The sequence below is a fragment of the Larkinella bovis genome, assembly GCF_042655385.1.
GTDB lineage: Bacteria > Bacteroidota > Bacteroidia > Cytophagales > Spirosomataceae > Larkinella > Larkinella bovis.
Map to the genome: position 1 here is coordinate 365,503 of NZ_JBHSMA010000003.1, position 25,932 is coordinate 391,434.

A 25,932-nucleotide genomic window follows, 5' to 3' on the forward strand; every position below is an offset into this window, starting at 1 on the left:
ATCGAGTTCTTTGCGACCGGATTCCGTCAAATCCGGTCGATCAGCTCCGCGACTTTCCGCACCGGTTTGCCGGTGATGTGGTCGATAATGGCTTTGGCATGCTCGCGGCCATTTTCAATGAAAACTTTTTCGGTGTAAACCCCGGCCATGACCGTCCCGCAGACGTACATGCCGGGAACGTTGGTTTCAAAAGTTTCCCTGTCGTAGGTCGGTACCTGCGTTTCCGGGTCGAGCGTCACTCCGCATTCTTTCAGTAAATCGGCATCGGGAATGTAACCCGTCAGAATCAGCACAAAATCGGCGGGTAATTCGCCTTCTTCGCCGGTTTGCAGGTTCGTGGTGCCGACTTTTCCGGGTTCGATGCGGGTGATGCAGGTACTGAATTTGGTGTGAATTTTTCCTTCCTTCACCCGGTTTTTAACGTCCGGCACCAGCCAGTACTTGACGGTTTTCCGGAAATCCTCCGCCCGGTGCACGATGGTGACGTGGGCGTCGGCGCGGTACAGTTCCAGGGCCGCTTCCACCGCCGAGTTCGACGCACCGACAATGACGACATTGGTGTAGGAGTATTGGAACGGTTCGTCGTAATAATGCGTGACGTGCGGCAGGTCTTCGCCGGGAATCTGTAACCAGCGCGGTTTGTCGAAATAACCCGTCGCCAGAATGATTTTACGCGCCTGGTACGTTTTATCGTTGTTCGTGAAAACCGTAAACAACTCCGGCCCGTTTGGGGCCTGCCCCGCGTAGCGCGTGACGTGTTTGACTTCCGTGAACAGCTTGAAATTCAGGTTGAAATACCCGGCCACTTTCCGGTAATACTGCAAGGCTTCGGTGCGGTTGGCTTTCACGCCCGCAATCGGAAACGGAATGCCGCCGATTTCAATATTTTCGGCCGTCGAGAAAAACCGCATCATTTTCGGATACCGTCGGATGGACTCCGTCAGGCTGCCTTTTTCCAGAATCAGGTGACTCAAACCGGCTTTGGACGCTTCAATCCCGGCGGCCAGTCCGCAGGGGCCTCCGCCAATAATAATAACATCGTACATAGTTCAGTGCGCTGTTGAGCCGAGTGACCACGCCCAACATTAAAAGTACCAAAATTAACCGTTAGAAGTTCGGATCGGCGGATAATTCCTAAATCCGGGCGGCATTCGGGCGCTGGACGGCAACGCAGTTGGTCACCGCCATTTCCGCGCAGGGCCGCTCGGATGGCGGGGCCGGTTTTTATTTCCTCCTTTTTGACTTAAATTTGATTAGACAGGCCGGTCGGTTCGCCCGGTTTTGTCGTCTCACCCTTTTTTGTCACGCATGGCGTCCGTTCTAATCCTTTTTGCGCATCCCGCCCTGGAAAAATCGAAAACCAACCGGATTCTGATGGGGGCCTGTCAGTCGGTCGAATCAGTTACAGTCAACGATCTGTACGAAGAATACCCGGATTTTGACATTGATGTGGACCGGGAACAACAACTGCTGCTGGAACACGACTACATCATTCTGCACCATCCGATGTATTGGTACAGTTCGCCCGCGATGGTGAAACAATGGCAGGATCTGGTGCTTGAACACGGCTGGGCGTACGGCCGGGAGGGCAATGCGCTGGTGGGCAAGAAAATCTTCAATGTCATCACGACCGGTGGACCGCAGCGGGCCTATGCCGAAGCGGGGTACAACCGCTTTACAATCCAGCAGTTTCTCGCCCCCTTCGACCAGACGGCCTACCTGTGCAAGATGATTTACCTGCCGCCCTTTGTGGTCCACGGCACCCACCGGCTGACGGAAGCGGAAATGCACCAGTATGCCCGCCAGTACCGCAGCCTGCTGACGCTGCTGACCACCGATCAGGTGGCAGTGGAAGACGCCCGGAAGCGTTCGTATCTGAATGAAATGCTCGTCGATTAATCGTTCCTATGAATCAATCTATTCTTATTCAGGCCATTCTTTACCTGGCATCGGGTGTGCTGTTTGTTCCGATTGCCAAACGGCTGGGGCTGGGTTCGGTGCTGGGGTACCTACTGGCCGGTATTGTGATTGGCCCCGCTGTGCTGGGACTGGTCGGCGACGAAGGGCAGGATATCATGCACTTTGCCGAATTTGGGGTCATTATCATGCTGTTTCTGGTCGGGCTGGAACTTGAACCCGAACGGCTCTGGAAACTCCGGGGCCCGGTGCTGGGCCTGGGCGGTTTGCAGGTTTTGCTGACGGCCCTGCTGGCCGGCGGCCTGACGCTGACGACCGGTTTGCTCTGGCAACCCTCGCTGGCGCTGGGCATGATTCTGGCCATGTCATCGACCGCTATTGTGTTGCAGACCCTGAACGAAAAAGGGCTCATGAACACGGCGGCCGGGCAGAATACGTTTGCGGTTTTGCTGTTTCAGGACATTGCCGTGATTCCGATTCTGGCCATCATGCCGCTCCTGGCGACGTATCCGGTGGCGACGGCCGATGATCATCACGCGTCAATTTCCCTGCTTGACAACCTGCCGGGCTGGTTCCGTCCGTTCGCGGTGGTTGGGGCCGTGGTCGGTCTGGTGCTGGTGGGGCGGTATGTGATGGGGCCGGTTTTTCGGATCATCGCCCGGACCGGTTTGCGGGAAGTGTTCATTGCGACGGCCCTGCTGATGGTGGCAAGTATTTCGGTGCTGATGGAAATGGTGGGGCTGAGTCCGGCGCTGGGAGCGTTTGTGGCGGGTGTGGTGCTGGCCAACAGCGAGTACAAACACGAGCTGGAAAGCGATATCGATCCGTTCAAAGGTCTGTTGCTGGGCCTGTTTTTTATTTCCGTCGGGGCCGCGATCAACTTCGAACTGATTGCCCGGAATCCGCTGCTGGTGATCGGTCTTGTCGTGGCCATCATGACGGTGAAGGCGCTGGTGCTGGCCGGATTGGGGAAAGCGTTTGGCTTAAAAACCGACCAGAACCTGTGGTTTTCGCTGGGGCTGTGCCAGGTCGGCGAATTTGCCTTCGTGCTGTTTTCCTTCGCCCGGCAGAACGGGATTTTACCACAGGATATCGTGGACCTGATGACGGCGGTGGTGGCCATCAGCATGGGCCTGACTCCGCTGGTTTTTCTGGCGAACGAAAAGTGGTTGGTGCCCCGGTTGGGGACGAAGGAAATGGTGGATAAAGACCCCGATACAATTGAAGAAAAGAACGCCGTGATCGTCGCCGGTTTTGGGCGTTACGGCAACATTGTCGGGCGGTTTTTACGGGCCAACAACGTTGGGACTACGGTTTTGGACTTTGATTCGGACCGGGTCGATACGCTGCGGAAGCTGGGCATGAAAGTCTATTATGGCGATGCATCGCGCTACGATTTGTTGGAATCGGCAGGGGCTGCCGAAGCCAAACTGCTGGTGATTGCGCTCGATTCGCCGGAAAAATCGCTCGATCTGGTCGAAACCGCCCGGAAGCATTTTCCGCACCTGCAACTGCTTGTCCGGGCCGTTGATCGCGACGATACGTACGAATTCATGGATCGGGGCGTCAGCCATATCTACCGCGAAACCCTCGACAGTTCGCTCCGAATGGGCGTCGATGCCATGACCTTACTCGGTTTTCGGGCGTACTCGTCGCAGCGGGCGGCCCGGTTGTTTCTGAAACACGACGAACGGGCGCTGGCCGAACTGGCCGCCGTTCGGCACGATCGTAAGCAATATTTCAACAGCGCCCGGCAGCGCATCCGCGAACTGGAAGAGTTGCTCAGTTCCGACGAAAAAGACCGGTGGCTGAAAGATGTGGAAGACGGCTGGGATCCCGAATCATTGCGGAACGAAGTCCGGCAGCTGTTCAAGTAAAACCGGGCGATATTCCAGTTACTGTGCTGCTTATGAATTGGAAAATCAGTCCGTTAGCGGCTGAAATAGCCTAGGACGCCAGTGAAGGCGGTTTGGCAGGGCCGAAGCGTCAGCCTTGATTAATTGTTTTGCCATTTGGCTGGGTTCTCCAACGGGTCTGGGGCGCTGCGAAATCCAGCGTCCTGCCTGACTCTTCAAATCCCTCCTTCGTGATATGGAACGCTACTATCCCAAAGGATATCGGTATCCTTTGGGATAGTAGTATCTTTTGTATAGTAACCAGGTCTAATTTTGTCACATAACCGCCACCGATAAACCGTCGGCGGTGTATTACTAACCAAATGAAGACTATGTATATGAAAGCGAAACGAATTATCACGATCATTCTCACCGCCATTTCGAGCGGAATGGTCATTCTCAGCGGCCTTATGAAGCTGTCGGGCTCGCCCGAAGTTACGCAAGCGCTGACCAATGCCGGTGTCGGGCCGTACATTCCGATGTTGGGGATCATGGAGCTGGTTTTTGCCGGACTTTTCCTGTACCCCAAAACCATGAAAGTCGGTTTTCTGCTGCTGTGCTGCTATTTTGCCGGGGCCATTGCCGCCGAGCTTTCGCATAACGGGCCTTATTCCAACGCCATTCTTGTGCAGGTCCTGATCTGGGTAGCAGCCTTCCTGCGCGACCCGTCGATTTTCCTGCCGACGTCTCCGGTGCGGCCGTCGTTGTGATGGATGCGAGCCATTTCCACGACGGTAAAGGTGCGGTTTTACGCCTACTCTGCGATCGTCGGTTTTCAGGCCCGTCTGGATTCTTCCAACCCTTCGCGGTTGGAAGAATCCAGACGGGCCTGAATAATTAGTCAAGATCGGGCAAGCCGCCAGTCAGGGTGGTTTTTGAAGAAATTCCCGGCTGATAATGCCTTAATCAAGAGGTCTAGTAACGATTTTAGGACCTGGAAAACCGGCCTTGAACGAGGCTGTTTGGGAAGGAACGGTTCGTGGGCGGAGAAGAAACCGCAAGGAACTTATCGCAGCAATTGTTAACTTGTGTAAGAAATAAAGCCGTACCAATCCGTGCAAGCGCTGCCCCTGACATTTACGTTCGACGAAGAAACCACCTATTTCGCTGACCTGATCATTCCTGTCCCGATTCCGAAACTGTTCACCTACCGCGTGCCGCGCGACATGGTGGAACGGCTGAAAGTGGGGGCGCGGGTGATTGTGCCGTTTGGCAAAAACCGGGTGTATACGGCAGTGGTGGGGCGCATTCACCATCAGCCCCCCAGTACGTATCAGGCCAAATACATCCTCGAACTGCTCGATGAATACCCGCTGATTACGGCGTATCAACTGGAGTTATTTGAGTGGATGGCGGAGTATTACCTCTGCAACATCGGCGATGTGCTGAACGTGGCGCTGCCGTCGGGCCTGAAGATTACGAGCCAGTCGAAAGTGCAGTTCAACCCGGATTTCGATTATCCCGAACTGCTGACGGAAGAGGAGGAGCGGCTGCTGGCGGAACTCAAAAAACATTCGGCGCTCTCGTACGAAGAGCTGGGGCGGCTGGTCGGGGAAACCAACGTACCGACGACCATCAAATCGCTGGTGGGCAAACGGGCCGTGATTGTGTTCGACGAAGTGCGCGAAAAGTACGTACCGAAGATGGTGCGGAAAGTCCGGCTGACGGAGCGGTACGAAAACCGGGAACAGATTCTGAACCTGATTAACGGACTGGAAAAGTCGCCGAAGCAGCAGGAAGTGGTGATGAAGTACCTGAGTTACGTCCCGGTGCTGAACAACCCGGTGCTGAACCGGAAAGGACTCGATAAAACCGTCTTGAACCAGGATGATGAGGTGTCGCAATCGTCGCTGCAAACGCTGATCAAGAACCAGGTTTTCGAAACCTTTGAAGTCATTGTCCCCCGTTTTGGCGACGATGATCGGCCGAATGTTGAAGTAAAACTGACTGAAATTCAGCAACGAGCCTGCAATCAGGTCCTCAGCGAGTTTGCCGAAAAAGATATTGTGCTGCTCCACGGCATTACCGGCAGCGGAAAAACGGAAGTGTACATCAATCTGATTCAGCACGCCCTCGAAAGTGGTTCGCAGGTGCTGTACCTGCTGCCTGAAATTGCGCTGACCACCCAGATTGTTGTCCGGCTGAAAAAGGTGTTTGGGGATAAAATGGGCATTTACCACTCGAAGTTTTCGGACAACGAACGGGTGGAAGTCTGGAAGGGTATTGTGTCCGGGCAATACCAGTTTGTCGTGGGCGTGCGCTCCTCGATTTTCCTGCCGTTCGACAACCTCGGGCTGATTATTGTGGATGAGGAGCACGAAACGTCGTACAAGCAGCACGACCCGGCTCCGCGCTATCACGCCCGTGACGTTGCCATGATGATTGCCTACTGGCAGAAGGCCAAAGTGTTGCTCGGATCGGCCACGCCCTCGATTGAAACGTATTACCACGCGCAGCAGGGCCGCTACGGGCTGGTGGAACTGCTCGAACGCTACGGCGACGCCATGCTCCCCGATATTGTGCTGGTCAATACGCGCATCGAGAAGCAGCAGCGGAAGATGAAAAATGAATTTTCGTCGGTGTTGCTCGAGCATCTGCAGCAAAATCTGGAGCGCAAGGAGCAGAGCATTCTGTTCCAGAACCGGCGCGGGTATTCGCCGTACCTGCAATGCGAAGACTGCGAATGGACAAGCCGCTGCCCGAACTGCGACGTCAGCCTGACCTACCACATGCGCGACGCCGAACTGCGTTGCCATTATTGCGGCCATAAGGACCCGGTTCCGAAAAGTTGCCCGGCCTGCGGGTCGTTCAAGGTACGGACGATCGGTTTTGGGACGGAAAAGCTGGAAGACCAGTTGCAGATCGTGTTTCCGGAAGCGCGGATTCTGCGGATGGACCTGGACACCACGCGCGCCAAGAATGCCTACCAGCAGATTATTTCGGAATTTGAAGGGGGCAACGTCGATATTCTGGTCGGGACGCAGATGATCAGCAAGGGGCTGGACTTTGGCAACGTCAGCCTGGTCGGTATTTTCGATGCCGACCGGATGATTCACTATCCGGAATTCCGGGCCGTGGAGCGGGCGTTTCAGATGATCACGCAGGTGAGCGGACGGGCCGGACGGCGGGCCGACCGCCGGGGTAAAGTGTTAATTCAGACCAGTAATCCGCAGCAGGCGGTTTTACTCAAAGTTCTGGAAAACGATTACAAAGGGCTGTTTGAAGAGGAGATCGTAGAACGGCAGAACTTCAACTACCCCCCGTTTTCGCGTCTGATCAAACTAACGATCCGGCATAGCGAACAGAGCGTCAGTCTGCAGGCGTCCCAGCGGCTGGTGGCCCAACTGACCGAAAAGCTGGGCGACGCGCGCGTTTTGGGGCCGGAAGTCCCGCTGGTCGAGCGGATTCGGAACCAGTTTCTCTACACAATTTTGATCAAGCTCGAGCGCAGCATCAGCCCGAAAGCCGCCAAGGTGTTTATTCTCGATAAAATCAACGAGCTGCTGAGCGACAAGGGCTTAAAGGCCGTGACGGTGGTGGCGGATGTGGATTGTTTGTAGGGTGGGCAAAAAGTCGCGGACCAGCGTTTTCTGTTTTTTACCGCCGGCCAACGCCCGGATAAAAAAACAGAACCGTGACGATTACCTGCAACCGAATCAGAAACGAGTGACAGGTTAACCAAAACAGAATCAGTGGTTTATTCTGAAAAAGCAGGACAAGCAGAATCTTCAGGGCCATGACAGTCGTGGCGGTTGCGGATTTAAAAACAGTTGTCATGGTATTAGGCCAGCGCTTGCCGAAACAGTTCTTCCCGATTCCGTAAAATACTCCGACTCACTTCCGACCCGCAACTCCCGGAGCAATGCGAACTGAACGCCCGCAGGCTCGTGGGCAGGGTTTCATATTTCGCCAGGGCCGTCAGCCAGCGGTTGCGATCCTGGTAGGGGGCCAGCAGGGCGCGGGCACGGTTCAGGTAGCGGTGCTGGCGGGGTTTCCAGACGGGTCGGTCCTGGTAGACAACGCCTTCGCCATTCAGCAAATCCGGGAGGGCCTGCGGAGGGGCCAGCGGCAACAGTTCCGCGAGCAGAAACAACCCCAGTTCGACGTTCAGCAACCGGTTGGCCAACTGGCCCGGCAGTTCATACTGAAACCGGAGTTGGGTGGCCAGGGGCTCCTGCCAGTGCAGCAGAAACGGGCTCAGCTGGCGGGCGATGGAGGGGTTGGAGAAAGACAGTGCGTTCATGGCTATGTTGTTTACCGTCGGTCAGGCGACGCGTTGATCATAACAAAAATGCACCCGGAAGAACGTAACCTTTTTACGTTGTCAATCTTTTTTTAACTTTTTTTTCACGCCAGCACTTTCCGCAAAACCGTCCGCCGATTGCGCGAAAAACCGACGGTTTTGAACCGAAAACCGCTTCGATCCCGATCAATGTCATACGCCTGGAGATGGACCGGAGCCATTAGGTACATTTCCAGGAGTTCCTGCCAGCGGGCGTTGTGGGTCAGGTGGGCCAGCAGCGCCAGCCCCCGGTTCCGCAGTTTTTGCTGCCGGGTGGTCCAGGCCGAATCGCTCTGACGCAGCAAACCGGGTAAGGCATCGGGTGCTGCGCCGGGCCGTAGTTCGGAGAGCAGAAAGAGGCCGAGTTCGACCTCTAAAAGCTGGCGGGCCGATAAGCGGGTGGCCCGCCGACCGGGCGGTTGAACGGTAAAACCGGCCTTGACCGGGGATGGTACCGATGAAAAAAGAGTGTTCATGAGGTTGTTGTTTACTGTCGGTTGAGGAATCGAACGGTACAAAGTTGGCCGGGTTAAAACGTAATCTTTTTACGTTCTTCTGTTTTTCTGCAAAAAAAAATCGCTTCTTTGTTCCGACTAACTTTCCAAGGTATGCCGATAACCCGTTCCGCCTTCCAGCGCTACCGCCTGATTGACGAAGTGATTAGCCGCCACCCCCGCCGGTATTCCAAACAGCGGCTTTTTGAGCTCCTCCGGGAACACTGCGGGATCCGGTCGGTATCGTCGCTGGAAAAAGACATTCAGCGGCTGCGCGAAGACCATGACGCGCCCATTGCGTACGATAAACGCAGTAATGGGTATTACTATACCGATCCGCAATTCCGGCTGCTTCGGCTGATGCTGACCCCCGACGATATGGAAGCGCTCGATTACGCCCGCGAAGTGCTGGCGGCTACGCAGGGGGCGCCCGTGGTGGCCGAGCTGACCAATGCCCTGCAAAAGGTGCGGCAGAGTCTGGATATTGTGCGCGAAGTGCGGCCCGAAGACGGCCAGGCGTCGGGCCGGAAGGTGGTGTATGTGGAGGAAAAAGTGCTGGGCGGCAACCGGCAGTACGTTCCGGTGCTGATCCGGGCGGTCAACCAGAACCGGCAGGTCGAGTTCCGGTATCACAAGCACGAAACGGCCGTTGCGCCAACCGCCAGTACGGTTCCGGAAAAGCTGCGCACCCTGCACCCGATTCTGCTCCGGGAGGTGGCCGACAGCTGGTACATCATCGGCTACGACGACGCGACGGGCAAAGAACGGACGTATGCCCTCGACCGCATGAGTGACCTGGAGATTCTGGACGAGCCCTGTGCCGTGCCGGACACGGTTTTGGCGTACGTCTCGGAGTTTTTCGAACACATTTACGGCATTACCGATACGACGGATCCCGTCGAAGACATTGTGCTGTCGTTTACGCCCCTGTTCGGCCGCTACGTCAAGGCCAAACCCATACACCAGACGCAGACAGTTTTGCGCGATGACGATACCGAATGCATCGTCAAACTGCGGCTGGCCCCCAACCGCGACCTGCTGATGCACCTCCGCAGCTACGGGGAACATCTCAAAGTACTGCAACCGGCGAGTCTGGTCAAGGCGATGACGGAGTCGCTGCGGGCGATGCTGGAGCGGTATGAAAGGTAAGCGAAAAAACGGGGCGAATTTCAAGGTGTTGGCGCTGAGGTATTTGCCGAATTCGATGGAAGGGAACCATCCACTCGTGCGCTTCGCAATTTTTCCGGGCTCATTGGCGAAATCCGGGCGTGTCCGCTATTTTTAAGACGAAATCTTCCTAAAACGAATGAAAAAATACCGCCCTGCTGGCTTGCCTTCTTTGTTGATTGTCGTCCTCGGTTTCCTCTTTTTTCAAGGCTCGGTTTTACACATGCCGTTTCCGGTGGCGGGTCAACCGGCGGCCAACACCACGGGCTGGTCATTCCCCTGTGATCCTAAACATATCGAACGGTATACCGCCTACCGAACCGCCAAACCGCCCGTCATCGACGGAAAATTAGACGAAGAAATCTGGGCGAAAATCCCGCGTTCTCCCCGCTTTGTCGACCTGGTTACGGGGGAGCCAACGATTCACGACACCCGGGCGGCTATCTGTTGGGATGCCGACAATCTGTACATCGCTTTCTGGGTGGAAGAACCCTTTATCAACGCCCGGCTGACCAACCACAACGACCTGATTTATACGGAAAACGACGTGGAAGTTTTTATTGCCGGGAAAGATACCTATTACGAGTTTGAAATCAATGCGTTGGGGACGCGCTACGAAGCCTTTTTCATCTGGAAGGAAGCCTATGAAAAAGGCGGTTTGGGGGCGAATCCGATCTTTGCGTTATCCAATCCCAAGGTGAAGGAATTCAACGGGGTCGGGTTCCGGAAACACCCCCGGGGATTGCGATACGGTTCCTGGGATTTCCGGTTTCCGGGCCTGCAAAGTGCGGTTTTTGTTGATGGTACCCTGAATAATGACAAAGATCGGGACCGGAAATGGACGGTTGAACTGGCCTTTCCGTGGAAGAGTATGAAAGAGATCGCCCAAGCGGATCAACGGGCTCTTCCGCCCAAAAACAACGACCAATGGCGGATTGATTTCTCGCGATTCAATACCTACAAGGAAGCCGCTCCGTCGACCGACCACGGCGGCTGGGCCTGGAGCTCCCACCGCGTCTGGGACTCCCACGTGCCGGAATGCTTCCCGATCATTACGTTTTCGGGGAAGACGTTGTAGGATGGTTTTATGTAATCCCCGTATTCAATCCGGGTCAGGATATTGTCTACCAGGCTGAAGCCGCTGATTTTGGTCAGCAACGGCAGGGGCGCTTTCTCTTTTGATGACTAAGGCCTGTATATTATAGTATTGTGGTATTCTAAATAAAGCTTCGAAGGCTGGTTAATCGTTAAATCAGGGAGTATTGATAAATTCTTTCCGTGATATTGATAGTATTCTTTGCCATTCTCAAACTCTTCCCGGATTCGTGTACTGATTTCAATTTTAAAATTGGGCGTAATCGTGATATAGCCATTGTCAAATAGTTTGTGCATATCGGAGCGAAGCAGTAACCCATTGGAAGTCCGATTAGGCCCTGATTCAGCAAAGGGCTTAATATGAGCCGCTTCTAAAACCGGCAACGTTTTCTCACCGGTAATAGCACACCGCTTATGATAGGCATCTATTACGGAAAGCCGGAAAGCGCCTTGTCCGATACGAACTTTGTGCAATACAGCATTTCCGTACTGCGGAGATTCTTCGGCTACGGTAAATGAATTCTGAATGTTTGGAACATCTGTTAAATAGTGGGCAAGAACCGTTTCTATCTGTTGCCAAAGTGTTCGGCCAATGCTATCATTTGTACTATACGTCTTGCCTTGCACGATGCTCCTGCTCCAAGTATCGGGAACGGGTATCCAATCTTCCTGCTTGAAAAATACCGGATTGGTAAGTGCTATGCAGCCGATAATTGGGTTACGATCCTGATTTTTACGGTATTGTTGAATGACCGCTCGGAACTGTTCCTGCGTAGTAAAGCCGTTACGGGAACCAAACGTATCCCAGGCAAGGGAAAGTGGCAGTTGGCTTTGAGCGGCAAAAAAGCCAATTCCGCCAATAGCATTATGTGGACTTTTTAATTTAAACAGGAATGCACCGCCAGGCTTTAAAACCCGGAAAGAGGTTGCCCACCCGGTTGCCAAAAGTTAACGTCTTCTGGAGCAAGCGTACTCAGATAATTATACCAGCGCCAGTCGGTTACACCTAAATAAAAATCCATAGGTCAAGATAAGTAACCGATGCCAGACATGATACATGTTTTATTAAAAATAACTTGTCAAAAACAGTGTATGGTCAAGTGGACTATTGAAACCGGCAAACTCTTCCCCCTTCCCACCTCCGCATTCCGCGACGGTGGGAAAAGCACCCGATCCACTAGGCTTTTGTCGGTCGGCACGCCTTTGTTCAGAAAAACGCTGAGGGTGGATTGTTGCTCCGGGCAACCGTGTGCGAGTTGCGTCCATCCCGGCTTCAAGGGCCGGAACTCCGTCCTGCATCGTTGCTCCTTCGGTTTGTCGCATTCCACCCGATTAATGTCGTTTTTCCCCTCCTTCAGTTCCCGGACACCGATCTACCTTTGTTTTCGTAATCATCAAAACGTAAACAACATGCAGAAGATCACCCCATTTCTGACCTTTAACGACCAGGCGGAGGAAGCCGCTCGGTTGTACACCGCAGTTTTTCCCAACTCAAAAATTACCCGCATCAGCCGCTACGGTGAGGCCGGCCCGATGCCCGCCGGAACGGTCATGTCGGTGACGTTCGAACTGGACGGACAGCCCTTTTCGGCGTTGAACGGTGGCCCGCATTTCCGGTTTTCCGAAGGCATTTCGCTCTTCGTGCATTGCGAGACGCAGGAGGAGGTGGATGCCTATTGGAAAAAACTCACCGAGGATGGGGGCGAACCCGGCCCCTGCGGCTGGCTGAAAGACAAATTCGGGGTGTCGTGGCAGATCGTACCGGCGGTTTTGGGAAAACTGTTGCAGAACGATGATCCCGACAAAGCGAACCGCACGATGCAGGCCATGCTCAGCATGTCGAAACTGGATATTGCCACCTTAGAACAGGCCTCGGCCGGAACGCTTTCCGTATAGAATCCTGAACGGGTTATGGTAAAGGGTCCTCCATCAGCCCCCGGTTTTGGCCGGGGGCTTTGCTTTTTCATTTGCCTGATCGCCCTGGTTTTAACTATCTTTGCACCATGAGAATGGCACCAACACTCTAAGCGTCCTCCCCGTGGTTGTTCCAACCCATCGCCTTTTTCGATAAGGCCCGTTTTCCATTGTCTTTTTTCTGGGATATTGCCGGACGCACACCCGCGCCGGATGCAGTTTTTTGTCGTCCCGACTGCCCAAATAATGACAATCTGCGCTCATTCTCAATTCTTCTGAATTATGCTGAAGTGGCTTGATAATCATCAAATAAATCAATTCGTTCGCGACGGTTTTGTGCGCATTGACCACGCCTTTTCTCCCCAAACCGCTGAAGAAGCCCGCAGTCTTCTCTGGCGCGACATCGACGCGGACCCGAACGACTCCGCCACCTGGACCAAGCCGGTCGTTCGGCTGGGCATGTATACGCAGGAGCCTTTCGTGGCGGCCGCCAATACGGAAATCCTTCATCGGGCTTTCGATCAACTGGTTGGGCCGGGCAACTGGATTCCCTGCCGGAGTATGGGGACGTTTCCCGTGCGGTTTCCGTCGCCGGATGATCCCGGCGATGCGGGCTGGCACGTGGATGCCAGTTTTCCGGGTACCGATCCGACCCATTTTTTCGACTGGCGGATCAACCTGCGCTCCCGAGGCCGGGCGTTGCTCATGCTGTTTCTGTTTTCGGATGTGGGTGAAAACGATGCTCCGACGCGCATTCGGGTGGGTTCGCACCGGGATGTGGCCCGCTTGCTGGAACCGGCGGGCGAACCGGGGCTTTCTTTTCAGGACCTGGCTCAAAAGCTGGACACCTTGCCCCAACACCCCGAACAACTGTCGACCGGAAAGGCGGGGACGGTGTATTTATGCCATCCGTTTCTGGTGCACGCGGCCCAGCCGCACCGTGGGCACGAACCCCGGTTTCTGGCGCAGCCCCCGCTTTTGCTCCGTCATGACCTGGAGTTGGAGCGCACCAGTGGTACCTATACGCCCGTTGAACAGGCAATTCGGCTGGGATTAGGCCTATAAACGGTGAGAAACGTAACACCGGAGCCCCGAATTTCGGCTCCGGTGTTACGTTCTGTTGGGATACGCACGTACCATTGTGTACGTTTACGGTACCGTTATCCAATGATGGAAGCCAGACTGAAACCTTTCGCATCGCGTGGAAAGTGGAACGGTTTTTTCAGTCAAGGCAATACCGGAAACTCAAAAAAGGTCATTTCTGCGCTTCTGAAAGGCGGTTTTGTGGAAGCTGGCACGAATCAGGCTATAAATGGGAATGGCGATGTGGGTACAACCCATTACCTTGCTGGAACGGCTGCCGCCTGCTGGTCGGCGGCCCAATCGCGATTCGGTCGTGATAAAAAGTTTGTACGATGAGGAAAAATTACACCTTTCTGGCTGCGGCCTTATTGGTTATTGCTATCGCCTTCTGGCTCATTGCCCGCTCCCGGACGTTTCAGGTGGTGGGCGAAATCTACCCCCGCGTCGAGACGGAGCAGAAAGTGGTGGCGCTGACGTTCGACGACGGTCCGACCGAACGCACCGACAGTATTCTGGCCATTCTTCGTGACCTGAACATCAAAGCGACCTTTTTTGTAATGGGCAAAGACCTCGTTGCGCATCCGCTGGAGGGACCAAAGCTCGTGCGGGCGGGCCACGAGTTGGGCAATCATACCTACTCGCACAACCGCATGATGTTCAAGACGCCAGCTTACACCCGGCACGAAATCGAAACAACCGACTCGTTGATTCGCCGGACGGGTTACCAGGGCGAGATTCTGTTCCGGCCACCCTACGGGAAAAAGTTCCTCGTGCTGCCGTATTACCTCAACAAAACCGATCGGAAGACCATCATGTGGGATGTGGAACCGGAATCGTACCGGGACGTGGTGAACGATACGGAAAAGATCACGCAGCACGTGCTGGAACGCACCAAACCGGGTTCGATCATCCTGCTGCATGTCATGTACGGCGACCGGAATAAGTCCCTCGGAGCCATCCCGGCCATTGTAACGGGCCTGCAACGGCGGGGGTATGTCTTTAAAACTGTCAGCGAATTGCTGCGGTACGAAACGGAGACGCATTGAAAACGGGATGCGCCAGGCGTTGGATATGACTTGAGTATTTGATTAAACGGTTGGTGTTGAGTTGATTATTTATCAAGTGGGTTTGAAGATATTCTGTTTTGTGGTTGCTTTATAGCCTGAGCCAGGCTCAGTTGTTAAACACGGTAGGGTGTCGAAAGGCAACCGGTATGTCTCATCTCATATTGATGTTTTACCATGGGAAAGTTTGTGATCTCGCCAACTAGTAATGACCAATATCACTTCAATCTGAAAGCCGACAACGGGCAGGTGATCCTGTCGAGCGAGCGGTATAACAGCAAGGCAAGCTGTCTGAATGGCATTGAATCGGTCCGAACAAATGCCCCGGACGATGACCGGTACGACCGGAAAACGTCCTCGAACGGCAAACCGTTTTTCAACCTGAAAGCCGCCAACGGGCAAATCATCGGCACGAGCGAACTCTACGAAAGTACAGCCGGCCGGGACAACGGCATCGAGTCCGTCAAACGGAATGCTCCAACGGCCTTGGTCGAGGAGTAGTGTAGAGTAGGCCAATACGGAAAATTGCTTCCTGGATAAAGTGCTTCGCTGTAAGACCGGGTGGAGCACGCTCTCTATGCCTGTAAAACCCGTATTCTGAAAACAATGGCCTGGTTTATAAAAGCGTTTGTCGTCCTGACGCTGCTGGTTGGGATGCTGGCTTTCCGTTGGAAACCGCTCACGGAGTCGGCGCCTAGCCGACCGAATATCCTTATTATTTTTTCGGATGATCATGCCCTGAAAGCCATCAGCGCCTACGGCAGCCCGTACATCCGGACGCCCAACATCGACCGGATTGGGCGCGAAGGGGCGGTTTTTCAGCACATGTTCTGCACCAATTCGATCTGCGGCCCCAGCCGGGCGACCCTGCTGACGGGAAAATACAGCCACCTCAACGGCTACCGCGACAACAAGGAGCGTATTTTCGATGCCAGCCAGCCGATGTTTCCGAAGTATTTGCAGGAAGCGGGCTACCAGACCGCCTGGGTCGGGAAGTGGCACCTGAAGGCTAATCCGCAGTATTTTGATTTCTGGGAAGTGTTGCCCGGACAGGGATTGTATTACAACCCGAATTTCATCCGGATGGACGGCAAAACCGTCCGGAAGGAAGGCTACGCGACCAACGTGATTACCGACGATGCGCTGAACTGGCTCGACAAGGGCCGGGATGCGTCGAAACCGTTCTGTCTGGTGATCGGTCATAAAGCACCCCACCGCGAGTGGCAGCCCGACACGACGGATCTGCACGCGTTTGACGGCCAGACGTTTCCGTTGCCCGCGACGTTTTACGACACCTACGAGGGCCGGAAAGCCGCTCAGCATCAGGACATGCAGATTGCAACGCCCACCATGCGGCTCGGGCTGGACCTGAAAGTGGATATCGACACCATGCCCATCGTCAAGCGCATGAACCCCGCGCAGCTCCGGGCCTGGAAGGCGTATTATGATCCGCTGAACGAAGCCTTTAAGAAGCAAAACCTGACCGGCAAAGCGCTGGACAACTGGAAATACCAACGTTACATGCACGATTACCTCGGTTGCATTTTATCGGTAGACCGGAACGTGGGGCGGGTGCTGGAGTATCTGGATCAGCACGGCATGACGGAAAACACGCTGATTATGTATTCGTCGGATCAGGGGTTTTACCTGGGCGAACACGGCTGGTTCGACAAGCGGTTTATGTACGAAGAATCGCTGCACATGCCACTGCTGGTGCGGTTTCCGGGCCGCATCAAACCGGGTACGGTGACCAATCAGCTGTTTGTCAATACGGATTTTGCGCCGACAATTCTGCAAACCGCCGGCGTGCCCGTCCCCGCTGATATGCAGGGCCGGTCGTTTCTGCCCTTACCCAAGAGCCGCCAGGGCCGCAAGTCGGTTTACTACCACTACTACGAATACCCGCTTGAACACCGCGTAATGCCTCATTTTGGCGTCAGGACGGAGCGTTACAAACTGATTTATTTCTACGGAAACGGTGAGTCCTGGGAGTTTTTTGACCTGAGAACCGATCCGCAGGAGATGAAAAACGGGTACGGAAATCCCAACTATCAGGCCGTTATTCGCCAGTTGAAGCAGGAGTTGAAAAAACTGACGCTCGAATACAAAGACACCGAAGCCGCCGAAATGCTGGCTAAACAGGGGATTTGAAAGGTAGTTTTCGTGCCTGTTCCGGGAGAAACGAAAAAGGCGTACATTTGAATTTCGTAAACTGTGCCTGACGATGGAAACGACGACGCTGGAAGGGTTCTACCGTGAAACGACCTCCCTGATGCCGGAAGGGATCAGCCGGGAAATCGGTCACTTCAACGTATTCAAAATTGACGAACTGCACGCGCAAATCCGGAAAAGTACCAAACCGGTGATGCCGTATAACCGCCGGGCGTACTACAAAATCAGCCTGATCAGTGGCCGAAACCGGGCCGAATACGCCGATAAAGTGATTGAGATCGAGAAGAATGCGCTGCTGTTTGCCACCCCCAAAATACCGTACCACTGGCTCCCGCAGGACGACAATCAGTTTGGCTATTTCTGCATTTTTACGGGCGAATTTCTGGTGCCGAGCAAAAGTGGCGTGGTGCTCGACGACCTGCCGATTTACCACCCCGGCGGGTACCCGATCTTCCAGCTTTCCGACGAACAGGCTGAGGAGTTGCTGTACATCTTTAAAAAAATGTACCGGGAACTGGCGTCGGACTACGTCTACAAATACGATCTGCTGCGGAATTACGTCCTCGAACTGATCCATTACGGCCAGAAGTTGCAACCGGTAACGGCTTTGTACCCAGTGCATAATGCCTCGGCGCGCGTTTCGTCGCTGTTTGTCGAACTGCTCGAACGCCAGTTCCCGATTGAGTCGCCCCACCAGAAACTCAACCTCCGGACGGCCAGGGATTTTGCCGACCGGCTGGCGGTGCACGTCAACCACCTCAACAAAGTGCTGAAGGAAAGCACCGGCAAAACCACCACCGACCTGATCAGCGGGCGAATCTTGCAGGAAGCAAAAATCCTGCTCAGGCAAACCGACTGGACGATTTCCGAAATTGCGTATTCCCTCGGTTACGAAGAAGTCGCCCACTTTTCCAATTTCTTCAAAAAACAGACCTCGTTCACCCCGCTGGCTTTCCGGGCCTGATTTGAATTTTGCAAAGGATGGATTGATGCTCGCAAACACCCCGGTGGTCGGCTGCGCTACTTTTGTGTCATCACAAGTCAAGACAACGATGAACAACAGTAAGATTGCTTTAGTAACCGGCGGGAGCCGTGGTTTGGGCAAAAATATGGCCCTGCACCTGGCCCAAAAAGGAATTGACGTCGTTCTGACGTATAACAGCCGACAGGATGATGCCCTGGCCGTGGTGGCCGAAATTGGGCAGATGGGGCAAAAAGCCGTAGCCCTGCAACTCAATACCGGCGACGTGAAGAGCTTCGATGCGTTTTTCGAGTCGCTCAAGGCGGTTTTGAACGAGACATTTGGGGCCGACCGGTTTGATTTTCTGGTGAATAACGCCGGAATCGGCCTGCATACTCCGTTTGCCGAAACCACCGAGGATCAGTTCGATCAATTGATGAATATCCACTTCAAAGGCGTTTTCTTCCTGACGCAGAAAGCCCTGCCGCTGTTGAACGACGGGGGGCGGATTATCAACGTTTCGAGCGGGCTGGCCCGTTTCTCCGTGCCGGGAGCTTCGTTATACGGAGCGTTGAAAGGGGCCGTCGAAACGCTGACGCGCTACCAGGCCAAGGAACTGGGTGCCCGCGGAATCGCCGTCAACGTGGTGGCACCCGGTGCGATTGAAACCGACTTCGGCGGGGGGCAGGTGCGCGACAATGCCCAGCTCAACCAATGGGTGGCGGGGGTGACGGCCCTGGGCCGGGCCGGGCTCCCCGACGACATCGGCGGGGTGGTGGCTTTTCTGTGTACCGAAGACGCCCGCTGGATCAACGCGCAGCGCATTGAGGTCTCGGGCGGCATGAATCTGTAACCGGCTTTAACCGAGCTGGTTGGAGAACGGAATCGTTTGGCAATAATTCGTATTTTTGGACGGTTAAAACCGGTCGTCTGACCGGTTTTAACCGTTTGCTGTTTAGGCCGTATGGACATCTACCACTTACCACAGGACATCGTCCGGAGCCGCGATACGGCCTTCCGGGGCATTCTGATTCAACCCTACACGGCTCCGCAAGGGTCGTTTCGGGGCCGGAGCATGCTCCACAGCAACGCGATTAGCCTGGTGATCAGCGGTAAAAAAACGATGCATTTTGCGGAAAAAGTTGTGCGGATTCAGGACGATGAGTTTCACTTTCTATCGGCGGGTAATTGCCTGGTCTCCATGGATTTGTCGGAAGAAACGGTTTTTCGGAGTATCTTGATCTTCTTCGATAACCAGGTGCTGGCCGACTTTTACCGGAAATACGAAAAACTGATTCAGACCAAACGGGCGTCGCTGACCATCAGCACGGAACCGTACGTCGCGTTTCGGAAAGATGCGTTTACCCGGCAATTCATCGAATCCCTGACCATTCTGACGCAGTTGGGCGGGGCAATTTCGGAGGAAATGAAGCAACTGAAGCTGGAAGAACTGCTGCTCTACCTGCTGACGACGAATCCACAGACGTTGCTGTCGTTTCAGTCGGTGCCGCAAACTGACGGGGACGATTGGCAGCTCCGCAAAGCCGTTGAAGCGAACCTCACCAGTCCGGTCAGCATTGAGGAACTGGCCTTTCTGTGCAATACCAGCGTTTCGACCTTCAAAAGGCGGTTTTTTAGAGTATATGGCACTTCACCGAGCCGGTGGCTGCTGCACCGCCGGATGGAGCTGGCCAAAGAACTGCTGGGGCAGTATCGCCAGAAACCGAGTGAAGTCTACCACCAGGTTGGCTACGAAAGCCACTCCAGTTTTTCGCAGTCGTTCCGGCAGGTGGTGGGTCTAACCCCCAAGGCGTTTCAAAGGCAGGAATTGAACGTTCACCAACAGCTTTTGATCGCCCGGCCCTAACCCGGCGGCCCGGGTTCCGTCTACCTTTGCCGGAGACAATTAACTCCAAGGCAATGATGACTGAACAAAACAAAGCCGTGGTGATCCGCTTCAACAAGGAAGGAATTGAAGCGGGTAATGCCGAGGTACTGCGCGAGATTCTGGCGGCCGACTGCGTCAACCATACGGCGCCCGCAGGGGCACCCAACGGACCGGACAGCATGATTTATTTCCTGAACCGGGTGCTGAAAACCGGGTTTCCGGATTTGACGGTTACGATCCACGACCAGCTGGCCGAAGGCGACAAGGTGACGACCCGCAAGGAGTTTCGGGGGACGCATACCGGCGAATTCATGGGCGTGCCGCCGACCCATAAATCGGTCGTCATCCGGGTGATTGACCTCATCCGGTTGCGGGACGGACAGTATGTCGAACACTGGGGCATGAGCAACCTGCCCGAGGTCATTGCCGAACTTTCCGGGCGATAGGCGTTTTTATGCAGGAAGCGGGCCAACCTACAACCGGCTTCCTGCATAAAAAAACCTTGGAGGTTACGCTGCCCGAAGGCAGTACGCGGCTACAAATGGTCGATGGGGTGATGCGTGACGGCATTACCGGCGGCATCCAGCGGAATATAGGGGTTGTAGGCAACCTCCAGCACATTGCCTTCGATATCGGCAAAATAAAAAAAGTATCCGCCAAAAAAGGTATCCGTAGGCTCCCGCAGGATCGTAACGCCTTTTGCTTTGAAGTCCTGAAAGCAGGTATCCACCTCGGCTTTGGTCGGCACGTTGTACCCGAACGTAAAGGACCGAAAACCGCTGCCGTCGGGACTAACCCCAATCAGCGGAGCCAGTTGTTCCCGTTTGCCGATGCTCAGGAGAAAACCGTTGCACCGGAAAAAGACGATATCCCGGTTTTCGGCCACCGGTTGCCAGCCGATGGTTTCTACGTAAAATTGGCGCATGGCGGGCAAATCGTCCGCTGCGATCGTGATGACGCTCAGTCGTTGTTCCATCGTATTCGTTGTTTATCAGGTAGTAATCCCAAAATCAACTCCTTACGGTCGGACGTCCAGTTGTTGCAAAACGCCCAGCCGGTCGCTCTGGAGCCACGAAAAAATAATCTTGTTGCCCCGAAACTGGTAAATGGCATTGGCGTCGTTGGTAACGGTTTTGCCGCTGGCCGGAATGCCCTTGAACGGTTCCCGGTGCGTACCCTTCCACGACCAGCGGATTGCGACTTTATCGCCTTCGCCAAAAACGTCGTGCACCGTCCAGGCCAGATCCGGGAAAGCCAGTAAAAGCTCCTCGACCGCTTTCTGAAAAGCCGCCGGGCCCTGACCAATACCGATGCCGGTATAATTTTCGTCAAAAATTTCGGTCAGTTGCGCAAGATTCCCCGAAGTGATCACCTCTTCGTACAACCGGCGCACGGTTTCCTTGTGTTGTTCTATCGTATTCATAGTCTGAATTTTTACCACTCAAAAGTAGCCGAGGCCAAACCGGCGGAATTGTAAAAAATCAGTGAAGGCTACCAAAATCGCCCGGTTTTGAAAAAAGCCTTGGGCGTCTGCCCCGTAAACGAGCGAAAATCCTTGATGAAATGGGCCTGATCGAAATAACCGGCTTCGTAGGCCAGGTCGGTCAGGCTCCGGTCGGCTGCGTGGCTCTCGATCAGGTGCCGGAAACGGAGAATCGAAGCAAACTGCTTCGGCGAAGCGCCCACGGCCCGCCGAAACTGCTTCTCGAATGCATCCTGACTGAACCACAACGACTGGGCTAATGATTTGATGCCGATATGGCCATGGGCGGTTTTCAGGATGGAAACCGCTTGATTAACACGGTGTTCTGGTTTGGCTGACCGGAGCCGGGCCACCAAAAACCGTTCGACAAGGGCAATTCGCTGCGCGTGGTTTTGCGCTTCGGCCAGTCGTTCTTCGGTTTCGGCCAGCGCCCGGCGGCCGATCAACTCGTCGAGCGACAGGCTGAGGCCAAACAATTCGTGCAGTGGTTCCCGGAAAAACGCAGCCGCACCGCCTTCCCGGAATAACACCAGCAGGGTAGCCGTATCGCTGGCGTACCGGATCAGCCGGGAGGATTTGCGAAGACCCGTGATCGCCGAAAAAGGCAGGTCGCGGGGCTGACCTTCGTGGGTATGCTGAGTGATGGCGCCTTTGTACCGGAACGCCAGCACAATCGAGGTGTCGGGCACAACCCGGTTTTCAGTTCCGGTAGCGCTTTCGATCAGGAGATAAGCCCTGACGAACGGTTTTAGCGGATCAGCCGGTAAAAATCGCTGCATGTTCATGGTCAAAAAGCAAAGGCCGTGCTGATTCGTAAACCTGGCCCGTAGCTGAAAAAGTTCGGCGGCTGGTAACGAGCTCTTCGTCAATACGATAAACCGGGTGTTTTATGCAGGTATTCGTCGGTAGACAGTTGCCGAAGTAGAAAACCGGCGACGTCGGCGCGGGAAATTTTTAACGTCAGGTCGGGGGCATTGGCCGGAAAACCGTGCCGGTATTGCCCCGTGGCGGCTCCGTCGGTGAAAGCCGCCGGGCGCACAATGGTCCAGTCGAGCGCGCTTTGCTGCACATACTGCTCCTGAAGCTCGTGGTCTTTCATCGCGTTTTTCAGCAGGAAACCGAACATGATGTATTTCCAGAAGAAATTCAGATTGCCCTGGCTGTCGCCCGCGCCCAGGGTGGTCTGGCAGATCAGCCGCTTGACGCCGGTTTTTTCCATCGCCTGGATAATGTTCCGCGTTCCTTCGGCCCGAACCGTGCCCTTGCTGCCGGCTCCCAGAACGACCAGAACCGTATCGTGCCCCCGCACGGCCTGTGCAACCGACGCCGGATTTAAAACATCGCCCTGAAAAATCTGAAGTCGCTCGTGCGACAATTCCCGGAATGCATTCGGGTTGCGGGCAAAAGCCGTAACCGTATGGCCTTCGGTGAGGGCCTGGGCAACAAGCTGACGTCCAACGCTGCCGGTTGAACCAAAAATGAGGAGTTTCATGGTATTTTTCGTTAGTTTACGAAGGCAAAACTAGCGGGGCAGCGCAGGCAAAAATAGAACGAAACCGACAGTTGCGGGTTAATACGCCAAAGCCCGGTTTTCGGCGAAGGGGTCCGGGTGCTGGTGGAATTTGAGGGGAGAAAAACCGGTAAACTCCCGGAACGTGCGGATAAAATGCGACTGATCGGCGTAACCGTTGTCAAACGCCAGATCGGAGAGTTTGTCGTAATGGCGGTTTTTCAACTGGGCCAGGGTGGCCTGAAACCGGCAAATCCGGGCAAACAGGCGGGGTGAAATACCGACGTAGTGCTCAAACCGCCGTTCGAAGGTACGTTCGGAAATGCGCAGCGTTTTTTGTAATTCGCTCAGGGACACATCGCCCCGCGACGTCCAGATCCGACGAAGGGCGTAATCCAGCTCCCGATCGACTTCGGGGTGATTGAGTTGGAGCATCCGGCGCAAACCGGAGGCAATTACCTCCACCTGATCGGTGACCGAATCCGTGTGAAGCAGTTGCTCCAGGAGCGAAAGACCAGAGAGCGTGGGCAGTGAACCCAGGTCAAAACAATCGTCGGTTAGTTCGTCGGCTTTGAGGCCCAGCAAGGGGCGGATGGCGTGCGGAAACAGGAAGAAAATTACGATCCGAAACCGGCCCGTGGTGGCAATGTGCACCGGTTTGAGGGTTTGCCCGTACAGAAAAATGGACGTAACCGGATACGGATTATCGTTCAGCAAAATGCCCTGGACCGATTGGTGGAAGATGATACCCGGGCAACCATCGGCAAAAAAACGGAACGAATTCGAGGAGCGAACCTGCTCACAGCCTTCCAGCACCAGAATATCTTTCAGGTACGGTTGTAGGGCGGGATGGCGGTTGACAAGCTGCTGTACCATACGCATTACACGAAATAGTTACTCAAAAGTAACCAGCGGCAAACTTTAGCGCAATGGATTCTGGTTAAACGGTAATTTTCAGCCGCTTACTGTCTCCGCAAAAAAAATCGGTTTTGCCGGAAAACCGGGAAAGTTCTGGGCTGTCACTGCGGTTCTGTGTATCTTTCGGAAACCGCAAACTGCTTCTCCAATGACCGCAATCGATGCCTTCCGGCAACTGGCGCTGTCGCTACCCGAGATGGTGGAACAGCCGCATTTTGAAAAACCGTCGTTTCGGGTAGCCAAAAAGATCGTCGCGACGCTGGATGTCCCGAACCAGCGGGTCTGTCTGAAGCTTTCGGAAAGCGATCAGGATCTTTTTTCAATTTTCGATAAAACCGTCATTTATCCGGTGCCCAATCAGTGGGGCAAACAGGGCTGGACGTTCCTGGACCTTCGCAAGGTGCCGGAGGAAACCTTGCGGGATGCGCTGACGGCGGCTTATCGGGAAGTGGCCCCGAAACGGCTGGCCCAATTGGTTCAGCCCGATTCTGAAAATTGATGTATTCCCTCCGGTTCCAACTTCTTCGCCCATGACTGAGGTTACCAAAACCATCGACGTATTGCTGCAACCCTTCAAACCCGTGATGGGCGCGGACTATGACCGGTACCGCAACCACGTTTGTCGGGTTTTTCTGAACTGTTGGCTGCTCGATCGGGACGACGCCAACCTTGAAAAATACGCAATTGCTGCGGTATTCCACGACATTGGCATCTGGACCGACCGCACCATCGACTACCTGGCCCCGTCCATTGCGCAGGCCAGCCAGTACCTGACCAAAACGGCAAACCGGACTGGAGCGACGAAATTGGCCAGATGATTTACTGGCACCACAAAAAAAGCTCCTATACGGGGCCGTACGACAAAACTGTCGAAAATTTCCGAAAAGCCGACTGGATTGATGTTACCCTGGGCGTGAGAACGTTCGGGTTGGATGGGCGGCAGCTCCGCGAAAACCGCAGGCAGTTTCCCAATCGGGGTTTTCACTGGTTTCTGATCAAAGCCATCACGAAGAATTTTTTCCGGAATCCGGCGGCCAATCCGCTTCCAATGTTTACGAAATAACGGTTTTTTTACAATGAAGAATCCTACTAATCTTCCCATCCGATTGGCGCAACCGGCTCAGCGTGCACTGGCAGCCGCTGGCATCACCACGCTCGATCAGTTTACCCGATGGACGGAGAAAGAAGTTGCCCAATGGCACGGCATCGGTCCCAATGCCTTGAAAGCCATCAGGCAGGCACTAGCCGCTCACGGTCTGGATTTTGCGTCGTAAACGATGATGGGATCGTTTATCGCCCGCCGGTGACATCGATGAAAATCCCGGTCGAGAATGACGATTCGTCGGACAATAGCCACAGAATGGCGTTGGCAACCTCCTCGGGCTGGCCCCCGCGTTTCAGCGGAATGCCCGCTTTGACCCGGTCGACGCGGCCCGGTTCTCCGCCCAGGGCGTGAATGTCGGTGTAAATGAAACCCGGGCGCACGGCATTGACCCGGATGCCTTCTTCGGCCACTTCTTTCGACAGGCCCAGCGTCAGGCTGTCGACGGCGCCTTTGGAAGCCGCGTAATCGACGTACTCGCCGGGTGATCCGGTGCGGGCGGCAATGGAGGAAACGTTCACGATGGCCCCGCCCGTGCCCCCGTGTTTGGTCGACATGCGCCGGACGGCTTCGCGGGCGCAGAGAAAACAACTGACAATGTTGGTCGTAAAAATCCGCTGCAACCGACCCGTATCCATGTCTTCGACCCGCATCTGCGTTTCCAGCGTTCCGGCATTGTTGACCAGACCGTAAAGCGGGCCGAAATCCCGGTCAACGGCCCTGAACAGCTCGTTTACCTCCGATTCTACCGAGACATCGGCGGCATAGGCGGCCGCTTTTCCGCCCCGCTGCCGGATGGTATCGACGACTTTTTCTGCGGCTGACTGATTGGATACGTAGTTAACGCAAACGGCATACCCTTTTTCGGCGGCCAGCAGGGCGGTGGCGGCTCCGATGCCCCGGCTGCCGCCCGTGATCAGTACGGTTTTTTGCATTTGAAAAGGGAATTAGCGATTCTGTTGATGAAATTTAAGCGGTGTTACCCGA

Annotated in this window: 31 protein-coding genes; 20 read left to right on the plus strand and 11 right to left on the minus strand. The window is 54.7% G+C overall.

The window, feature by feature from the left end:
* Positions 1-26 precede the first annotated feature (26 nt).
* The gene (locus tag ACFPMF_RS12680; protein ID WP_379845305.1) at positions 27-1,046 is read right to left on the minus strand and encodes a YpdA family putative bacillithiol disulfide reductase; all 1,020 of its coding nucleotides are present in this window, start codon (positions 1,044-1,046) and stop codon (positions 27-29) included.
* A gap of 262 nt (positions 1,047-1,308) precedes the next feature.
* On the opposite strand from ACFPMF_RS12680, the gene kefF reads away from it, so the two are divergent.
* The 4 genes from kefF (at position 1,309) to priA (ending at position 7,372) form a co-directional block, all read left to right on the plus strand.
* A complete protein-coding gene (gene kefF, locus ACFPMF_RS12685) occupies positions 1,309-1,899 on the plus strand; it encodes a glutathione-regulated potassium-efflux system oxidoreductase KefF (RefSeq protein WP_379845307.1) in 591 nt (196 codons plus the stop codon).
* Positions 1,900-1,907: 8 nt separating this feature from the next.
* Positions 1,908-3,794 (plus strand): monovalent cation:proton antiporter-2 (CPA2) family protein, encoded by a 1,887-nt coding sequence (locus ACFPMF_RS12690; protein WP_379845310.1) that lies wholly within the window; start codon positions 1,908-1,910, stop codon positions 3,792-3,794.
* Positions 3,795-4,135: 341 nt separating this feature from the next.
* Positions 4,136-4,522, plus strand: a complete 387-nt coding sequence (locus ACFPMF_RS12695; protein WP_379845313.1) for a DoxX family protein — start codon at positions 4,136-4,138, stop codon at positions 4,520-4,522.
* Positions 4,523-4,867: 345 nt separating this feature from the next.
* Positions 4,868-7,372: a replication restart helicase PriA gene (gene priA / locus ACFPMF_RS12700; RefSeq protein WP_379845315.1), complete on the plus strand. Its 2,505-nt coding sequence runs from the start codon at positions 4,868-4,870 to the stop codon at positions 7,370-7,372.
* Positions 7,373-7,409: 37 nt separating this feature from the next.
* Here the strand turns inward: priA and ACFPMF_RS12705 are convergent, their stop codons facing one another.
* The 3 genes from ACFPMF_RS12705 to ACFPMF_RS12715 all read right to left on the minus strand — a co-directional run bounded on the left by ACFPMF_RS12705 (position 7,410) and on the right by ACFPMF_RS12715 (position 8,570).
* A complete protein-coding gene (locus ACFPMF_RS12705; protein ID WP_379845318.1) occupies positions 7,410-7,589 on the minus strand; it encodes a hypothetical protein in 180 nt (59 codons plus the stop codon).
* A gap of 4 nt (positions 7,590-7,593) precedes the next feature.
* A complete protein-coding gene (locus ACFPMF_RS12710; RefSeq protein WP_379845321.1) occupies positions 7,594-8,055 on the minus strand; it encodes a pPIWI_RE_Z domain-containing protein in 462 nt (153 codons plus the stop codon).
* A gap of 104 nt (positions 8,056-8,159) precedes the next feature.
* Positions 8,160-8,570, minus strand: a complete 411-nt coding sequence (locus tag ACFPMF_RS12715) for a pPIWI_RE_Z domain-containing protein (protein ID WP_379845324.1) — start codon at positions 8,568-8,570, stop codon at positions 8,160-8,162.
* Between the two features lie 132 nt (positions 8,571-8,702).
* On the opposite strand from ACFPMF_RS12715, the gene ACFPMF_RS12720 reads away from it, so the two are divergent.
* Positions 8,703-9,737: a helix-turn-helix transcriptional regulator gene (locus tag ACFPMF_RS12720; RefSeq protein ID WP_379845326.1), complete on the plus strand. Its 1,035-nt coding sequence runs from the start codon at positions 8,703-8,705 to the stop codon at positions 9,735-9,737.
* Positions 9,738-9,894: 157 nt separating this feature from the next.
* Positions 9,895-10,833, plus strand: a complete 939-nt coding sequence (locus ACFPMF_RS12725; protein ID WP_379845330.1) for a carbohydrate-binding family 9-like protein — start codon at positions 9,895-9,897, stop codon at positions 10,831-10,833.
* Positions 10,834-10,940: 107 nt separating this feature from the next.
* Here ACFPMF_RS12725 and ACFPMF_RS12730 read toward each other — a convergent pair whose 3' ends face one another.
* Positions 10,941-11,795, minus strand: coding sequence for an HNH endonuclease (locus ACFPMF_RS12730; RefSeq protein ID WP_379845333.1), 855 nt, complete (start codon positions 11,793-11,795; stop codon positions 10,941-10,943).
* Between the two features lie 465 nt (positions 11,796-12,260).
* Here ACFPMF_RS12730 and ACFPMF_RS12735 point away from each other — a divergent pair, with 465 nt between their 5' ends.
* From ACFPMF_RS12735 to ACFPMF_RS12780, 10 genes are all read left to right on the plus strand, one after another.
* The gene (locus ACFPMF_RS12735; protein WP_379845336.1) at positions 12,261-12,746 is read left to right on the plus strand and encodes a VOC family protein; all 486 of its coding nucleotides are present in this window, start codon (positions 12,261-12,263) and stop codon (positions 12,744-12,746) included.
* Positions 12,747-13,046: 300 nt separating this feature from the next.
* The gene (locus ACFPMF_RS12740) at positions 13,047-13,829 is read left to right on the plus strand and encodes a phytanoyl-CoA dioxygenase family protein (protein ID WP_379845338.1); all 783 of its coding nucleotides are present in this window, start codon (positions 13,047-13,049) and stop codon (positions 13,827-13,829) included.
* Positions 13,830-13,931: 102 nt separating this feature from the next.
* Positions 13,932-14,183, plus strand: coding sequence for a hypothetical protein (locus ACFPMF_RS12745; RefSeq protein WP_379845340.1), 252 nt, complete (start codon positions 13,932-13,934; stop codon positions 14,181-14,183).
* Complete coding sequence (locus ACFPMF_RS12750) at positions 14,180-14,893, plus strand: polysaccharide deacetylase family protein (protein ID WP_379845343.1); 714 nt, start codon at positions 14,180-14,182, stop codon at positions 14,891-14,893. The genes ACFPMF_RS12745 and ACFPMF_RS12750 overlap by 4 nt, the downstream gene beginning before the upstream one ends.
* Positions 14,894-15,088: 195 nt before the next feature.
* Positions 15,089-15,412, plus strand: a complete 324-nt coding sequence (locus tag ACFPMF_RS12755; RefSeq protein WP_379845346.1) for a YegP family protein — start codon at positions 15,089-15,091, stop codon at positions 15,410-15,412.
* A 105-nt stretch (positions 15,413-15,517) separates the two neighbouring features.
* Positions 15,518-17,062 carry a sulfatase family protein gene (locus ACFPMF_RS12760; RefSeq protein WP_379845349.1) on the plus strand — a complete coding sequence of 515 codons (1,545 nt, stop codon included), beginning with the start codon at positions 15,518-15,520 and terminating at the stop codon, positions 17,060-17,062.
* Positions 17,063-17,135: 73 nt separating this feature from the next.
* On the plus strand, positions 17,136-18,047 hold the full coding sequence (locus ACFPMF_RS12765; RefSeq protein WP_379845351.1) for a helix-turn-helix domain-containing protein: 912 nt from the start codon (positions 17,136-17,138) through the stop codon (positions 18,045-18,047).
* An 88-nt stretch (positions 18,048-18,135) separates the two neighbouring features.
* Entirely contained in the window at positions 18,136-18,897 is a 762-nt protein-coding gene (locus ACFPMF_RS12770) for an SDR family NAD(P)-dependent oxidoreductase (protein WP_379845354.1), read from the plus strand.
* A gap of 111 nt (positions 18,898-19,008) precedes the next feature.
* Positions 19,009-19,911 carry a helix-turn-helix domain-containing protein gene (locus tag ACFPMF_RS12775; RefSeq protein WP_379845357.1) on the plus strand — a complete coding sequence of 301 codons (903 nt, stop codon included), beginning with the start codon at positions 19,009-19,011 and terminating at the stop codon, positions 19,909-19,911.
* Positions 19,912-19,964: 53 nt separating this feature from the next.
* Positions 19,965-20,378 (plus strand): ester cyclase, encoded by a 414-nt coding sequence (locus tag ACFPMF_RS12780; protein WP_379845359.1) that lies wholly within the window; start codon positions 19,965-19,967, stop codon positions 20,376-20,378.
* A gap of 89 nt (positions 20,379-20,467) precedes the next feature.
* Here ACFPMF_RS12780 and ACFPMF_RS12785 read toward each other — a convergent pair whose 3' ends face one another.
* From ACFPMF_RS12785 to ACFPMF_RS12805, 5 genes are all read right to left on the minus strand, one after another.
* Complete coding sequence (locus tag ACFPMF_RS12785) at positions 20,468-20,908, minus strand: VOC family protein (RefSeq protein WP_379845361.1); 441 nt, start codon at positions 20,906-20,908, stop codon at positions 20,468-20,470.
* Between the two features lie 42 nt (positions 20,909-20,950).
* Complete coding sequence (locus ACFPMF_RS12790) at positions 20,951-21,355, minus strand: ester cyclase (RefSeq protein ID WP_379845362.1); 405 nt, start codon at positions 21,353-21,355, stop codon at positions 20,951-20,953.
* Positions 21,356-21,423: 68 nt separating this feature from the next.
* Positions 21,424-22,194, minus strand: a complete 771-nt coding sequence (locus ACFPMF_RS12795; RefSeq protein WP_379845363.1) for a helix-turn-helix domain-containing protein — start codon at positions 22,192-22,194, stop codon at positions 21,424-21,426.
* A gap of 86 nt (positions 22,195-22,280) precedes the next feature.
* Positions 22,281-22,907: an NAD(P)-dependent oxidoreductase gene (locus ACFPMF_RS12800; RefSeq protein ID WP_379845366.1), complete on the minus strand. Its 627-nt coding sequence runs from the start codon at positions 22,905-22,907 to the stop codon at positions 22,281-22,283.
* Between the two features lie 78 nt (positions 22,908-22,985).
* Positions 22,986-23,801: a helix-turn-helix domain-containing protein gene (locus ACFPMF_RS12805; RefSeq protein ID WP_379845368.1), complete on the minus strand. Its 816-nt coding sequence runs from the start codon at positions 23,799-23,801 to the stop codon at positions 22,986-22,988.
* Positions 23,802-23,991: 190 nt separating this feature from the next.
* Here ACFPMF_RS12805 and ACFPMF_RS12810 point away from each other — a divergent pair, with 190 nt between their 5' ends.
* Genes ACFPMF_RS12810 through ACFPMF_RS12825 form a run of 4 tightly spaced genes read left to right on the plus strand, consistent with a single transcriptional unit; the run spans position 23,992 to position 25,117 of the window.
* Positions 23,992-24,342 carry an MmcQ/YjbR family DNA-binding protein gene (locus tag ACFPMF_RS12810; RefSeq protein ID WP_379845370.1) on the plus strand — a complete coding sequence of 117 codons (351 nt, stop codon included), beginning with the start codon at positions 23,992-23,994 and terminating at the stop codon, positions 24,340-24,342.
* Between the two features lie 31 nt (positions 24,343-24,373).
* Positions 24,374-24,661 (plus strand): hypothetical protein, encoded by a 288-nt coding sequence (locus tag ACFPMF_RS12815; RefSeq protein ID WP_379845372.1) that lies wholly within the window; start codon positions 24,374-24,376, stop codon positions 24,659-24,661.
* Entirely contained in the window at positions 24,658-24,906 is a 249-nt protein-coding gene (locus ACFPMF_RS12820; protein ID WP_379845374.1) for a hypothetical protein, read from the plus strand. Before ACFPMF_RS12815 ends, ACFPMF_RS12820 begins: the two co-directional genes overlap by 4 nt.
* Before the next feature lie 13 nt (positions 24,907-24,919).
* A complete protein-coding gene (locus ACFPMF_RS12825) occupies positions 24,920-25,117 on the plus strand; it encodes a helix-hairpin-helix domain-containing protein (RefSeq protein ID WP_379845376.1) in 198 nt (65 codons plus the stop codon).
* Between the two features lie 16 nt (positions 25,118-25,133).
* Here the strand turns inward: ACFPMF_RS12825 and ACFPMF_RS12830 are convergent, their stop codons facing one another.
* Complete coding sequence (locus ACFPMF_RS12830) at positions 25,134-25,880, minus strand: SDR family oxidoreductase (protein WP_379845378.1); 747 nt, start codon at positions 25,878-25,880, stop codon at positions 25,134-25,136.
* Between the last annotated feature and the right edge of the window lie 52 nt (positions 25,881-25,932).